The organism is Stenotrophomonas sp. YJH_SMC_127 (assembly GCF_059372445.1).
Window position 1 is genome coordinate 145,824 of sequence record NZ_JCAFVO010000009.1, and the last position, 13,936, is coordinate 159,759.

Consider the following 13,936-nt stretch of genomic DNA (forward strand, 5'->3'; position numbering starts at 1 on the left):
ACCCCGATGGACATCCACCGGCGATGCGGTGCGCGGGGGTAATGCCGGCCAGCGGCCGGCACTACCGATACGGGCATCAGCTCGACAGATGCTCGATCGCCGCGACCTTGCCCAGGCGCTCGCCCAGCATCGTCAGCAGCGCCAGGCGGTTGCCACGCAGCGCCAGATCGTCCGCATTGACCATCACCCCGTCGAAGAACGCGTCGACCTGCGGGCGCAGGCGCGCCAGGCGTGCCAGCACGGCCACGTAGTCCTTCTGGTGCAGGCTGGCGCCGGTGTCGTCGATGGCGGCGGTGACCGCTTCGGCCAGCGCGCGCTCGGCGTCTTCCTGCAGCAGCGCCGGGTCGATCTGCGCCGGAATGTCGCCCTCGGCCTTGCGCAGGATGTTGCGGATGCGCTTGTTCGCCGCAGCCAGTGCTTCGGCTTCCGGCAGTGCGGCGAAGGTGCCGATCGCATCCAGGCGGCGGTCGAAGTCGTACAGCGAGGCCGGCTTCAGTTCGGCCACCGCGTTGAAGTGCGTGGCCGGCACGCCCTTGTCGCCGTAATAGCCCTTCAGGCGGTCGAGAATGAAGTCGTACAGCTCGCCGACATCGGCCTGCACGTTGCGCGCGGCCAGGCCGGCGTTGGCGCTGGCCAGCAGCGCGCGCAGGTCCAGCTCGAAGCCGCTTTCGATGATCGTGCGGGCCAGGCCCAGCGCATTGCGGCGCAGCGCGAACGGGTCCTTGTTGCCGGTCGGCTTCAGGCCCGCGGCGAAACCACCGGCCAGCGTGTCGACGCGTTCGGCGATGGCCAGCACCTTGCCCAGCGGCGACAGCGCGATGTCATCACCGCCGAAGCGCGGCTGGTAGGCCTCGTCGATGGCCAGCGCCACCTCTTCCGGCTCACCACCGGCCACGGCGTAGTGGCGGCCGGCGATGCCCTGCAGCTCCGGGAACTCGTTGACCATGCGCGACTGCAGATCGTTCTTGGCCAATCCGGCAGCCCGCCTGGCCTGCACGGCATCGGCGCCCACCTGGGGTGCGATCACTTCGGCCAGGGCGGCCACGCGCGCCACCTTGTCGGCCACGCTGCCCAGCTTGGCCTGGTAGGTCACCGTCTTCAGGCCGTCGCCCATCGACGCCAGGCCCTGCTTCAGGTCCTCGTCGAAGAAGAACTTGGCGTCGGCAAAGCGCGGGCGGATCACCCGCTCGTAGCCCTTGGCCACTTCGGCCACGTCCTTCGATTCGATGTTGGCGATGCCGATGAACTTCTCGGTCAGCGTGCCTGCGGCATCCAGCACCGGGAAGAACTTCTGGTTGATCTCCATCGTTTCGATCAGCGCTTCCTGCGGCACTGCCAGGAACGCACGTTCGAAGCTGCACAGCACCGCCGACGGCCACTCGACCAGGTTCACCACCTGCTCCAGGTTGTCGTCGGTGATGCGGGCGCTGCCACCGGCCCTGGCCGCGGCGGCCTCGACCTCGGCGACGATGCGCGCACGGCGCTCGCGCGGGTCGACCAGCACGAAGGCGGCGCGCAGGGCTTCAACATAGTCCTGCGGCTGGGCCAGCGACACGGGCTGGTCGTGGTGGAAGCGATGGCCACGGCTGACACGGCCGGCCTGCAGGCCGAACAGTTCGGCCTCCACCACCTCGGTACCGTGCAGCAGCACCAGCCAGTGCGCCGGGCGGGCAAAGCCCCAGGTGTGGCCGCCCCAGCGCATCGGCTTGGGAATCGGCATCGCTGCAATCGCCTCGCGCAGGATCTCCGGCAGCAGGCTGGCGGTGCGTGCGCCCGGGGTCACCGCGCGGTGCACGAAGCGCTCACCCTTGTTGTCGGTGGTCTTCTCCAGCGCGGTCCAGTCGATCCCGGCCTTGGCGGCGAAGCCCTGCAACGCCTTGGTCGGCTGGCCTTCGGCGTCCAGTGCGATGTTCAGGTACGGGCCCAGCACTTCGCTGTGCTGTTCCGGCTGTTCCAGGCCCACGCCCGGCAGCAGCACGGCCAGGCGGCGCGGGGTCGACAGCGGGCGTGCATCACCCAGTTCCAGCGCGACGCCGCGCGTGCGCAGGCCTTCGACAACACCGTCGAAGAACGCCTGGGCCAGGCCCGGCAGCGCCTTGACCGGCAGCTCCTCGGTGCCCAGTTCGATCAGCAGGGGGGACAGTTGGCTCATCGGTTCGATCCTGTGGTGGGGGCGCAGCGCGCGACGCGTCCGGCGCCCCGGGTAGTTGATGAAAAGCGGGTGGGTGCCGACGGCCCGTCAGGCCTTCTTCGCGCCCGGGAAGCCCAGCTTCTCGCGCTGCTCGTAGTACGCCTTGGCCACCGCCTGGGCCAGCGCGCGCACGCGCAGGATGTAGCGCTGGCGCTCGGTCACGCTGATCGCGCGGCGTGCATCGAGCAGGTTGAAGGTGTGGCTGGCCTTCATCACCTGCTCGTAGGCCGGCAGCGGCAGGCCCACCTCGACCAGCTTCTGCGCTTCACGCTCGCAGGCATCGAAGCGGTGGAACATTTCGTCCACGTCGGCGTATTCGAAGTTGTAGGTGCTCTGCTCGACTTCGTTCTGGTGGTAGACGTCGCCATAGGTCACCGGTTGCCCGTCCGGGCCGTAGGTCCAGACCAGGTCGTAGACGTTGTCGCAGTTCTGCAGGTACATGCACAGGCGTTCGAGACCGTAGGTGATCTCGCCCAGCACCGGGCGGCACTCCAGGCCACCGGCCTGCTGGAAGTAGGTGAACTGGGTCACTTCCATGCCGTTGAGCCAGACTTCCCAGCCCAGGCCCCAGGCGCCCAGCGTCGGCGATTCCCAGTTGTCCTCGACGAAACGCAGGTCGTGCACCAGCGGGTCGATGCCCAGCGCCTTCAGCGAATCCAGGTACAGCTGCTGGATGTTGTCCGGCGCCGGCTTCATCGCCACCTGGTACTGGTAGTAGCGCTGCAGGCGGTTCGGGTTCTCGCCGTAGCGGCCATCGGTCGGGCGGCGCGACGGCTGCACGTAGGCCGCGTTCCAGCGTTCCGGACCGATCGCACGCAGGAAGGTGGCCGGATGGAAGGTACCGGCGCCCACCTCCAGGTCGAGCGGCTGGATGAGCACGCAGCCCTGCTGGGCCCAGAACTGGTTCAGGGTCTGGATCAGGCCCTGGAAGGTGATCGGAACGGTCGGGGTCGCGGACATGCGTACGAGTCTTGGCCGGCAAGGGGGTGCGTTAGTATAACGGCCGACCTGCGGGGCATTCCGTACCCGGGAGGAGCAGGCAGATGGAACATCGGCTGCCGGTGGGCACGCCCGGCGAGCCAGGCGACATCCCGCTGCCGTGGGGCCGCCTGCATTTCGAACAGGTCTGCGCAGCGCTGCTGGCCGATGGCCTGGTGGCCGAGCACGACGTCGAGCGCATGCGGTTTTCCGCACAGGGCGCGCGCAACGCCAGTGAAGTGCACCCGCTGGTGTTGCTGTCCAACCTCAAGCTGGCCGCCCGCGACGGTGGCGAACTGACCCTGGAACGCCTGACCGAATGGCTGGCCCGGCGCACCGGCAGCCGCTACCTGCGCATCGATCCGACCCGGGTCGACGTCGCTGCGGTCACCGCGCTGGTCTCCCATGCCTACGCCCGCCGCCACCGCTTCCTGCCGCTGGCGGTGGATGCCGAACGGGTGCTGGTGGCCACCAGCGAGCCGCTGGTGCAGGAGTGGCGCCGCGACCTGCAGCACCTGACCCGCCGCAGCATCGAGCTGGCGGTGGTCAATCCGCTCGACCTGCACCGCTACACCATGGAGTTCTACGGGGTGACCCGCTCGGTGCGTGGCGCGCGCGGCGATGTCCGCGGCGAAGCCAGCACCACCCTGCCCAGCTTCGAGCAGCTGGTCGAGCTGGGCCGTACCGGCGACGTCAATGCCGACGACCAGCACATCGTGCACATCGTCGACTGGCTGCTGCAATATGCCTACGAACAGCGCGCCTCGGACATCCACCTGGAACCGCGCCGCGAGATGGGGCGCATGCGCTTCCGCATCGATGGCGTGCTGCACAAGGTCTTCGAGGTGCCACCGGCGGTGATGACCGCCGTGGTCAGCCGCATCAAGGTGCTCGGCCGCATGGACCTGGCCGAACGCCGGCGCCCGCAGGACGGCCGCATCAAGACCCGCTCGCCGGGCGGCCGCGAGGTCGAGATGCGCCTGTCGACCATGCCCACCGCCTTCGGCGAGAAGTGCGTGATGCGCATCTTCGACCCGGATGCCGCCTTCAAGAGCATCGACCAGCTGGGTTTCAGTCCGCAGGAGGCCGCCGGCTGGAATGCACTGGTCGAACGCCCGCACGGCATCGTGCTGGTCACCGGCCCGACCGGCTCAGGCAAGACCACCACCCTGTATTCCACGCTGAAGCGGCTGGCCACGCCGGACGTGAACGTGTGCACCGTGGAGGACCCGATCGAGATGATCGCGCCCGAGTTCAACCAGATGCAGGTGCAGGCCAACATCGACCTGGACTTCGCCAGCGGCGTGCGCACCCTGCTGCGGCAGGACCCGGACATCATCATGATCGGCGAGATCCGCGATCTGGAAACCGCGCAGATGGCGGTGCAGGCCTCGCTGACCGGCCATCTGGTGCTGTCCACGCTGCATACCAACGACGCGCCGTCGGCGGTCACCCGCCTGCTCGACCTGGGCGTGCCGCACTACCTGCTGGCCAGCACCCTCAACGGCATCCTCGCCCAGCGCCTGGTGCGCACCCTGTGCCCGCACTGCAAGCAGCCGCACACCCTTGGTGCTGCCGACTGGGCGGTGCTGGCTGATAGCCAAGCTGCATATCCAGATGCCGCCACGCCCTGTCGGCCGGTTGGTTGCCTGGAGTGCCGGCGCACCGGATTCCTCGGCCGCATCGGCCTGTATGAGTTGCTGCCATTGGGCTCGCGGCTGCGTGGGCAGATCCGCGCCGACATGGATCTGGCCGGTTTCACCCGTGCCGCGCGGGCTGAAGGGCTGCGAACCCTGCGCCAGGCCGGGCTTGAAAAGGTGGCGCAGGGGCTGACTACAATCGAGGAAGTCCTGTCAGTCCTGCCGCCCCCGGATGAACCCAGCCCCGTTCCTGATCCTTGAAACCGGCCGACCGGTGCCGTCGCTGCGCCGCTACGGGCGCTTCCCGCACTGGATCCGGGTGGCTGCCGGGCTGGAAGAGCACGAGACGGTGGCGGTCGATGTCGAACACGGGGATGCCCTGCCCGACCCGCATGCCTTCGCCGGCGTGCTGGTGACCGGCTCGGCCGCCTTCGTCACCGACCACGCCGAATGGAGTGAGCGCAGTGCCGCATGGCTGCGCCAGGCCGCCCACGACGACCTGCCCGTGTTCGGTATCTGCTACGGGCACCAGCTGCTGGCGCACGCGCTGGGTGGCGAGGTGGCCTACAACCCGGCCGGGCGCGAGTCGGGCACGATCGAACTGGAGCTGCAGCCGCAGGCCGCGCAGGACCCGCTGTTCCAGGGCCTGCCGCAGCACTTCGCCGCCCACGCCACCCACCTGCAGACCGTGCTGCGCGCGCCTGACGGTGCCGAAGTACTGGCACGCTCGCCGCTGGATGGCTGCCATGCCTTCCGCTGGGGGCGCCAGGCCTGGGGCGTGCAGTTCCACCCCGAGTTCGCCACCCACCACATGCGCGGCTACGTGCGTGCCCGCGCCGACTGCATCGGCCGCCATGGCGGCTGTGCCCGCAGCATCGAGCGCGCGGTCAGCGCCGCACCGCTGGCGCGCCAGCTGCTGCGCCGCTTCGTTCGCCAGGCGCGGCTGTCTTCAGCCCAGCCGGCGGCAAAACAGGGATAATCGGCGGCACGGGCAAGCGCCCGGCCCCCTCCTGTCCTTCCCGGATGTCCATGAAAGAGATTCGCAAGCTGCCGGCCTCGGCGGGCGCCCAGTGGTTGCTGGATACGTTCTCGCTGTACCGGCGTGCGCCGCTGCAGCTGGCCCGGATCGGTCTGACCTGGCTGCTGGTGAGCTGGGTGGTCACCCTGTTGTCGACGCTGATTCCCGGCGCCGCCGGCATGGCCGTACAGCTGATGACCCTGGCCATCTCGCCGATCATGTTCGGCGGCATGCTGTACGCCGTGGGTGAGATCGACGAAGGTCGCCCGGGCCTGGCCTCGCACCTGCTGCAGCCGATCCGCGACCACCGCGTCAGCCACCTGCTGGTGCCGCTGGCGATCCAGGTGCTGGCGGTGCTGCTGCTGGGCGCGCTGCTGTTCCTGATGATCGGCCGCGAAGGCTTCACCGCCTTCAGCGAGGTCATGACCAAGATGGAAGAGATCAGCCGCAGTGGCCAGCAGATCAAGCCGGACGATGCCGCGGCGCTGGTGGCCAACCTGCCGGCCAAGCGCATCGCACTGTGGATGCTGCTGGTGTTCCTGAGCGCGGTCGCACTGTCGCTGGCAATGTTCACCCAGCCGGCGCTGGTGGTGTTCGACAAGCAGAGCGGCATGCACGCGCTGCGCCTGAGCCTGCAGGGCTGCATCGAGAACATCGGCGCAATGATCGTGTTCGCCGTGCTCGGCCTGATCGCCGCGTTCTGCATCTACATCCTGTTCGTGATCGTGATCCAGATCGCGATGCTGATCGGCGGCCCGCTGGCCGCCGCCTTCATCGCCCAGCTGGTGCTGACCACGGTGCTGATGCCGCTGTATGTCGGCGCGGTCTACGCCGCGTGGAAGCAGATGTTCGTGCACCGTGGCAGCCGCGCCGCACCGCCGATCCCGACCACGCCGACCTCGAGCGACATCTTCCACGCCTGATGAAAAAAGGGGACGGAGGGGATTAAGTCGTTAGCTGCACACACTGGGCATAAACGACTTAATCCCCTCCGTCCCCTTTTTTCTTTCAGGCGGCGGGCTTCTTGACTGCCGACGACGGCACCAGCCAGCGTGCGGCGTGGATGCCCAGCTCATAGAGCAGGCACATCGGGATCGCCAGCATCAGCTGCGAAACCACGTCCGGCGGGGTCAGCACCGCCGCCAGCACGAAGATGCCGACGATCGCGTAGCCGCGGCCTTCCTTGAACTGCTGCGGCGTCACCCAGCCCAGCAGCACCAGGATCACCATCGCCACCGGCAGTTCGAAGCTGCCGCCGAAGGCGAAGAAGATCGCCAGCACGAAATCCAGGTAGGCATTTGCATCCGGGGTGATCGCAATCACGTCCGGGCTGAAGGTGGTGAGGAAGTGGAACACCGCCGGCAGCACCAGGAAGTAGGCAAAGGCACAGCCGGTGTAGAACAGCAGCACCGAGGACACCAGCAGCGGCACCGCCAGGCGCTTCTCGCGCGCATACAGGCCGGGCGCGACGAAGGCCCACAGCTGGTACAGCAGCCACGGCACCGCCACGAACAGGGCAACGAAGAAGGTCAGCTTCAACGGCGCGAAGAAGGCGCCGGCCGGATTGGTGGCAATCATCGTCTGCCCGTTCGGCAGCTGCGAGACCAGCGGCTCGGCCAACGCGTTGTACAGTTTCTGGGTGAACGGCAGCAGCGCCAGCAGCACCACGCCCAGGCCCAGCAATGCGCGCACCAGGCGGCCGCGCAGTTCCACCAGATGTTCGACCAGCGAGCTCTCGCCGAAATCCTGTTCACTCATGGCTGGCGCTCCGTGCGCGGCGGCGGCGGCGCACCGGCTTCTGGGGGTGTCGCCGGCGTCGGCTCGGGAGCGACGCCCTCCTGTACCGGTGCATCGGCACGGGTCAGGCCGCCCATATGCGGCGGCAGATCCGCAGGCGCCGGTGCGCGTACCTCCTGCGCCAGCGTATCGCCCTGCTGCTGCGCCTCCTGCGCTTCGCGACGGATCGCTTCGCCGCTGGCACGCAGCTGGTTCTCGGTGTCCTGCATGCCCTGGCGAACGTCCTGCATCTGCCGCTTGATCTCCTCGGCCTGCAGTTCGCGCTCCAGTTCCTGTTTCACCGAATCCCATTGATTGCGGGCGCGACGCACCCACAGGCCGGCAAAGCGGGCCGCCTTGGGCAGGCGCTCGGGACCGAGCACCACCAGGGCGACCACGGCGATCACCAGCAGTTCGCTGAAGCCGATATCAAACACCGCGACCGCTCCGGATCAGCGAGGGGTGCGGTCGTGCTCGTCCTGCGCGGTGCGCGAGGCGTCCTGGCTGCGCGACTCGTCGCCCAGCTGCGCGTTCGGCTTGTCGTCGTCGCGCATGCCCTTCTTGAATTCCTTGACCGCCGAACCGAGGTCCTTGGCGCCACTGGTCAGGCGCTTGGTGCCGAACACCAGCAGGACGATGGCCAGCACGACCAACCAATGCCAGATGCTGAAACTGCCCATAAAGACGCTCGTTACGTTAGTGATCAGGCTGTCGAGCATAGCGCACCGGCTGTTAGCCGGCGCGCGTGACGAAAGTCAGTTTCCGCCCAGCGTTTCCGTGCGGATTTCGCCGTCGTTGACCGGCTGGAAGCCCTGCTGCTGCGGCGGCGGGTTCTGCGGAACGTTCTGCAGCGGCGCGGTGGTGGCCTCAGCCGGCGCAGCCGGCGCTGCCTGAACAGGCGCCGGAGCAGCGGCCGGGGCGGCAGCCGGGCGCGGCGCGCTGCCGCCGTTGCCGCTGCGGTTGTTGCGCGCCGCGTAGGTGGCCTCTTCCAGGCGATCGCGGAAGGCGACCACATCCATCGACGGCGAACCGGCGGCGCGGCCTTCGAAGATCATCCGCGGCGTAGTGTTGCTGCCGTAGGCGTCCAGATTGGCGGCATCGTCGATCTGCAGCACCGCGCCATCCAGCGCGACGCCGGCAAACAGGCCGCGGGCGCGCGACCAGGACCAGATCTCGGCCTTCAGCTGGCCGTCGGTGGCCGCGGCGGCGTTGCGGCCCACCGGACCGGCGGCGACGCCAGCGTCGGCACCCAGCGTGAACTTGCCGTTGACCAGGTTGTCCAGGCTGCGGTCGTTGCGGAACACCAGCACCACATCGGAGGACTGCACGCCGGCCTGGAAGCCGATGCTGCCGCCGGTAAGCTTCACGAACACCGGGTTGGACCAGGCGCCGTTGGGCATGCGCACCGACATCAGGCCGTGGCCACGACGACCGCCAATGACCAGACCGGCCTTGATCGTGTCGGGAATGACGATGACCGCGCGGCCTTCGTCCAGCAATTTATCCGGAATGCCCTGTTCAGGGATTTCCTGGATCTCCGCCAGCACGCGCACGGCATTGCGGGCGCGCTGGTCTTCCTGCGGTCCGGCCATGGCCTGGCTGGACAGCAGGCTGGCGGCGATCAGCAGGGCTTGGATCGGGCGACGCATGGCAGGCTCCAGAAGTCAGTCCATAGGAAGATATAGCAAGTGACTGAAATTAGTAGTGTTGTCATGAATCGCCAATGAGCGCTCCCCGCTCACATAGATGCCCGCTATGCCTGCAATCCGAACCCTGCATCCCAGTGCGACACCGGATCGGCGACAATGCACCCCATGCTCGACGCACCCGATACCGCCGTGCTGGCGGTCAACCTAGGCACGCCCGATACGCCGACGGCCCCCGCCGTACGCCGTTACCTGGCCGAATTCCTGTCCGACCGCCGCGTGGTCGCGATCCCGCCACTGCTGTGGCAGCCGCTGCTGCGCGGACTGATCCTGCCGCTGCGCAGCAGCCGTTCGGCGGCCAAGTACGCCCAGGTCTGGCTGCCGGATGGCTCACCGCTGATGGTCCATACCCGGCAGCTGGCGCAGGCGATGCAGGCCCTGCTGCCAACCCTGAAAGTGCGCCACGCAATGCGCTATGGCGAACCGGCCCTGGCCCACGAGCTCGACCGCCTCGCCGCCGAAGGCGCACGCCGCATCGTGGTGCTGCCGCTGTACCCGCAGTACTCCACCACCACCACCGCCTCGGTCGAGGACCGCGTCGACGCCTGGCAGCGGCGCAACCCGGGCGTGACCGTCAGTCTGGTACGCGACTACTCGGTCGACCCGGGCTGGGTCGAGGCCGTTGCCGGCTCGATCCGCCGCTACTGGGAACAGCACGGCCGCAGCCAGAAACTGATGTTCTCCTTCCACGGCATCCCGCAGCGCCTGGCCGACGCGGGTGATCCGTATCCGCGGCGCTGCGAGGCCAGCGCGCAGGCCATCGCCAACGCGCTGGGCCTGGGCAAGGACGACTGGCAGATGGGTTACCAGTCGCGCTTCGGCCGCGAGCGCTGGCTGCAGCCTTACGCTGAGCCGAGCCTGTGGGCGTTGGCCGAATCCGGTGTGAAGCAGATCGACGTGGTCTGCCCCGGCTTCGCCACCGATTGCCTGGAAACGCTGGAAGAAGTCGCGATGGGCTTCACCGAAACGCTGGCCGAACGTGGCGCGACGATGCGCTACATCCCCTGCCTCAATGCCGAACCGGAACACGCGCGCGCCCTGGCACGACTGGCCGTGGCCTCGCTGGCATGAGTCTGCAACCCTTTGAACTCGAGGTGGGCGGCACCCGCGTCGCCGGCCTGCGCAACAGCGGCGACGGCCCGCGCGTGCTGGCCCTGCATGGCTGGCTCGACAATGCCGCCAGCTTCGTGCCGCTGGCGCCGCACCTGGCGTCGCTGCAGCTGGTGGCGATCGACCTGCCCGGCCATGGCCACAGCGCGCACCTGCCGGCCGGTGCCAGCTACACCACGGCGGCCGCGATCTGCCACGTGCTTGATGTGGCCGACGCCCTGGGCTGGGACCGCTTCAGCCTGCTCGGCCATTCGATGGGCGCCGGCATCGCCAGCCTCACCGCCTCGGTCAGCGACCGCGTCGAGCGCCTGGTGGCGATCGAAGCTCTCGGCGGCCTGCGCGGCCCCGAAGAAGAGACCGCCCATCGCCTGCGCGAGCATGTGAACGCCACCCGTGCGTTGGCGCGCAAGCAGCTGCGCGTGTTCCCCGACCTGGCCGCGCCGATCCGCGCACGGATGATGACCAACCAGCTCAGCGAACCGTGCGCACGACTGCTGGTCGAGCGCGGCGTGGAACCGGTCGAAGGCGGGTATCGCTGGTGCAGCGATCCGCGCCTGATGCTGCCCACCGCGATCCGCCTCAGCGAGGGCCAGATCGACAACCTGCTGCAGGCCATCGCCTGCCCGACACAGGTGATCTATGCCACGCCGGCGCAGTCGTATTATCCCGAGCCGATGCGCAGCGATCGCCTGCAGCACCTGCGGGATGGCCGGCTGGCAGTATTTCCCGGCAACCATCACCTGCACATGGAAGATCCGGAACAGATCGCAGGCGTGATCCTGCACTTCTTCAGCAACGACAACGCCGGCTGAGCGCAGGCGTCCGCGCGCTTCACTCCGCGCGTTTGCGGCCGATACATCAGTTGTGGGCCCCTGCGCCCGCTGCACGCGGGCCCGGTCGGTCCTGCGGCATGTGTCTGGTTCTGCAAGGAAGTCCGCATGCCCGCTCTGCTGCACCGTCACCCACAGGATGTGGCCGCGGTGTCCCGTCTCCGCGTCGCTGATCGCGCCGCATCCCTCGAATTCCCGGCACCCGCCCTCGTCACGCCCTGCTGCGTGCGTTGCGGCGTGCTCGTTGTCGTCTGCTGACCCAGGAGCCTCCGATGTCCATTGCATCCGCCCGTCCCCCCGATACCGCCCGCCTGTCGCACCTGCAACAGCTCGCCCGCGGTGCTGACCGCCGCCTGCTGACCGGCAGCGCGGCACTGGCCGTGACCGGGCTGGTGCTGGCCCTGCGCGGTCCGCACGGTGTGGCCGCCGCGTTGGCCGCGGGCGCTGTGCTGCCCGCCTTGTGGCTGGCCGGTCCGCTGGCAGGCCGCGGCATCGCCCGCAACGCCCTGGCAATCCTGGTGGCGCTGCAGCTGGCCCTGTTGTCCGCGATCGCCGGCCTGTCGCCGGCGTTGCCGATCGCCCTGCTGCTGGGCGTGCTGCTGGACCATCGCGATCGTCTGCCGGTGTGGCTGGCCGGTAGCATCGGCACGCTTGCACTGCTGGCCCCGCTGCCGGCCGGTGCTGCGGTGGGGCCGGCGCTGCTGCAGGCCGCGATGCTGGCCGGCCTGACCCTGTTCCTTGGCCAGGTCGCACTGCGGCTCCGCCAGCAGACCGAAGCACTCGGCCACGGTCCCCGCCGGCTGGCCGCGCTGGCGCGCGACATCGCCACCGGCGCCGATCTTGGTGCACATGCTGACACCACCGCCTACGCACCGGGTTCGCTGGCCCATGCGCTGGCCGACACCGCACGCCATGTGCAGGCCCAGCGTGGACGCGAAGCGGAGGCACACGCCGAGAACGCGCAGATCCGCCAGGCCCTCGATGCCTCGCGCACCGCGATGATGATTGCCGACAACGATCACGTGATCCGCTACGTGAACCGCTCGGTGGTGGCCCTGCTGCGCAACCAGCAGGCAACGTTGCGCCAGGCCTTCCCCGATTTCGATGCCGAGCGCCTGGTCGGTAGCAGCATTCATCGCTTCCACGCCAACCCGGACCGGATCCGCGCCATCCTCAATGGCCTGCAGGTCAGCCACAACGGCAAGGTACAGATCGGCCCGGTGCACTTCGCACAGGTGGTTACTCCGGTCTTCGACGCACAGGGCGTGCGCCTGGGCTTTGCCGTGGAGTGGCATGACCGTACCCATGAGCTCGCCTTGGAGAACGCCGTCGCCGGCATCGTCGCGGCCGCCGCCGCCGGCGACCTCGACCAGCGCCTGCAGGCAACCGAAGGTGCCAGCTTCCTCGATGGCCTCACCGGTGGCATCAACCAGCTGCTGGATACGTTGGGCAGTACGGTTGACGAGGTGCGGCAGATGCTCTCGGCGCTGGCCAGCGGCGATCTCGATCGACGCATGCATGGCGAGTATCACGGCGCCTTTGCCGCGATCCAGCGCGATGCCAACGCCACCGCCGGCCAGCTGGCGCGCATGGTGGGCCGTATCCAGCAGTGCGCGTCCTCGATCAGCACCGCTGCCAGCGAAATCGCTGCGGGCAATGGCGCGCTGTCCGAGCGCAGCGAGCGCCAGGCAGCGCACCTGCAGGAAACCGCCGCTTCGATGGAAGAGCTGACTGCCACCGTGCGCCAGAACGCTGCCCATGCGCGCGAGGCGAGCCAGCTGGCGATCACCACCCAGAGCGCCGCCAGCGACGGCAACGTCGCCATGCAGCGGGTCGTCGACACCATGCAGGCGATCGAGGGAGCCTCGAAGCGGATCGGCGACATCACTGGCGTGATCGATGGCATCGCCTTCCAGACCAATATCCTCGCGCTCAACGCGGCAGTGGAGGCCGCCCGTGCCGGCGAGCAGGGCCGTGGCTTCGCGGTGGTGGCCAGCGAGGTGCGCGTGCTGGCGCAGCGCTCCGCCGCTGCGGCTCAAGAAATCAAGAAGCTGATCGATGAGGCAGGTCGCCAGGTGGGCGAAGGCGCCCAGCTGGTGGCCGATGCGGGCCAGCGGATGCAGGGCATTGTCGGGGGCGTTGAGAATGTCAGCCACCTGATGCACGAGATCTCGGCGGCCTCGCAGGAGCAGTCGGTCGGCATCGAGCAGATCAACCAGACCGTGGTGCAGATGGACCAGGCGACGCAGCAGAATGCCGCGCTTGTGGAGGAAGCCACCGCGGCCGCACGCGAGCTGCAATTGCAGGCGGGTACGCTTACCGAGGCGGTATCGGTGTTCCGCCAGCAGGAACCGCACGAGGTCTCGCGGGCCGCCTGATCCGGGCCTGCAGTTCCATCCCGGTCAAGACGGCGCCCGCAGGGCGCCGTTTTTTTTGCCTGCTTTTGCGTGATGGGTCAGGAAAGTCCGCTTCCGGACCTGCCGTGAGGAGCGACCAACCCTGGCTGGCGCCGCATCCACACACGGCGTGGATCTTATCTCTTGCCAATCTGGCACCTTGGGGGCCGAGAGCCCGGCGTGGGCGACCGTGTGGATCCAGGTCTTGCGACCGAGAAGTAGCTTGGGTCCCCACGCCGGATTCTCCCTGAACCGCCCGAACAGTTGGTTGAGTTGGCGCTCGAACTGATA

The 13,936-nt window shown here is 68.4% G+C and carries 13 protein-coding genes; 6 read left to right on the forward strand and 7 right to left on the reverse strand.

Annotated elements, in window-relative coordinates; genetic code table 11:
- Nucleotides 1-76: 76 nt before the first annotated feature.
- Nucleotides 77-2,152, reverse strand: a complete 2,076-nt coding sequence (glyS, locus tag AC5QAB_RS17920; RefSeq protein ID WP_197561338.1) for a glycine--tRNA ligase subunit beta — start codon at nucleotides 2,150-2,152, stop codon at nucleotides 77-79.
- An 87-nt stretch (nucleotides 2,153-2,239) separates the two neighbouring features.
- Nucleotides 2,240-3,151 carry a glycine--tRNA ligase subunit alpha gene (glyQ, locus tag AC5QAB_RS17925; RefSeq protein WP_014648902.1) on the reverse strand — a complete coding sequence of 304 codons (912 nt, stop codon included), beginning with the start codon at nucleotides 3,149-3,151 and terminating at the stop codon, nucleotides 2,240-2,242.
- An 83-nt stretch (nucleotides 3,152-3,234) separates the two neighbouring features.
- On the opposite strand from glyQ, the gene AC5QAB_RS17930 reads away from it, so the two are divergent.
- The 3 genes from AC5QAB_RS17930 to AC5QAB_RS17940 are packed head-to-tail and all read left to right on the forward strand — an operon-like array spanning nucleotide 3,235 to nucleotide 6,750.
- Complete coding sequence (locus AC5QAB_RS17930) at nucleotides 3,235-5,070, forward strand: GspE/PulE family protein (protein WP_014648903.1); 1,836 nt, start codon at nucleotides 3,235-3,237, stop codon at nucleotides 5,068-5,070.
- Nucleotides 5,042-5,788, forward strand: coding sequence for a glutamine amidotransferase (locus AC5QAB_RS17935; RefSeq protein ID WP_197561339.1), 747 nt, complete (start codon nucleotides 5,042-5,044; stop codon nucleotides 5,786-5,788). The genes AC5QAB_RS17930 and AC5QAB_RS17935 overlap by 29 nt, the downstream gene beginning before the upstream one ends.
- Nucleotides 5,789-5,838: 50 nt before the next feature.
- Nucleotides 5,839-6,750, forward strand: coding sequence for a BPSS1780 family membrane protein (locus AC5QAB_RS17940; protein ID WP_014648905.1), 912 nt, complete (start codon nucleotides 5,839-5,841; stop codon nucleotides 6,748-6,750).
- 85 nt (nucleotides 6,751-6,835) lie between these two features.
- Here AC5QAB_RS17940 and tatC read toward each other — a convergent pair whose 3' ends face one another.
- From tatC to AC5QAB_RS17960, 4 genes are all read right to left on the reverse strand, one after another.
- Nucleotides 6,836-7,585, reverse strand: a complete 750-nt coding sequence (tatC, locus tag AC5QAB_RS17945) for a twin-arginine translocase subunit TatC (RefSeq protein WP_005420449.1) — start codon at nucleotides 7,583-7,585, stop codon at nucleotides 6,836-6,838.
- Nucleotides 7,582-8,040: a Sec-independent protein translocase protein TatB gene (tatB, locus tag AC5QAB_RS17950; protein WP_197561340.1), complete on the reverse strand. Its 459-nt coding sequence runs from the start codon at nucleotides 8,038-8,040 to the stop codon at nucleotides 7,582-7,584. The genes tatC and tatB overlap by 4 nt, the downstream gene beginning before the upstream one ends.
- Before the next feature lie 15 nt (nucleotides 8,041-8,055).
- Nucleotides 8,056-8,283 carry a Sec-independent protein translocase subunit TatA gene (gene tatA, locus AC5QAB_RS17955; protein WP_014648907.1) on the reverse strand — a complete coding sequence of 76 codons (228 nt, stop codon included), beginning with the start codon at nucleotides 8,281-8,283 and terminating at the stop codon, nucleotides 8,056-8,058.
- Between the two features lie 75 nt (nucleotides 8,284-8,358).
- Entirely contained in the window at nucleotides 8,359-9,252 is an 894-nt protein-coding gene (locus tag AC5QAB_RS17960) for a lipid-binding SYLF domain-containing protein (RefSeq protein WP_024957775.1), read from the reverse strand.
- Nucleotides 9,253-9,417: 165 nt separating this feature from the next.
- On the opposite strand from AC5QAB_RS17960, the gene hemH reads away from it, so the two are divergent.
- The 3 genes from hemH (at nucleotide 9,418) to AC5QAB_RS17975 (ending at nucleotide 13,627) form a co-directional block, all read left to right on the forward strand.
- Nucleotides 9,418-10,380, forward strand: coding sequence for a ferrochelatase (gene hemH / locus AC5QAB_RS17965; RefSeq protein WP_197561341.1), 963 nt, complete (start codon nucleotides 9,418-9,420; stop codon nucleotides 10,378-10,380).
- Nucleotides 10,377-11,231, forward strand: a complete 855-nt coding sequence (locus AC5QAB_RS17970; protein WP_032957858.1) for an alpha/beta fold hydrolase — start codon at nucleotides 10,377-10,379, stop codon at nucleotides 11,229-11,231. The genes hemH and AC5QAB_RS17970 overlap by 4 nt, the downstream gene beginning before the upstream one ends.
- A 290-nt stretch (nucleotides 11,232-11,521) precedes the next feature.
- The gene (locus AC5QAB_RS17975) at nucleotides 11,522-13,627 is read left to right on the forward strand and encodes a methyl-accepting chemotaxis protein (protein ID WP_197561342.1); all 2,106 of its coding nucleotides are present in this window, start codon (nucleotides 11,522-11,524) and stop codon (nucleotides 13,625-13,627) included.
- 24 nt (nucleotides 13,628-13,651) lie between these two features.
- On the opposite strand, the gene AC5QAB_RS17980 is transcribed toward AC5QAB_RS17975, so the two are convergent.
- The coding region (locus AC5QAB_RS17980; protein ID WP_495233532.1) for a hypothetical protein at nucleotides 13,652-13,936 on the reverse strand (285 nt) is incomplete at its 5' end.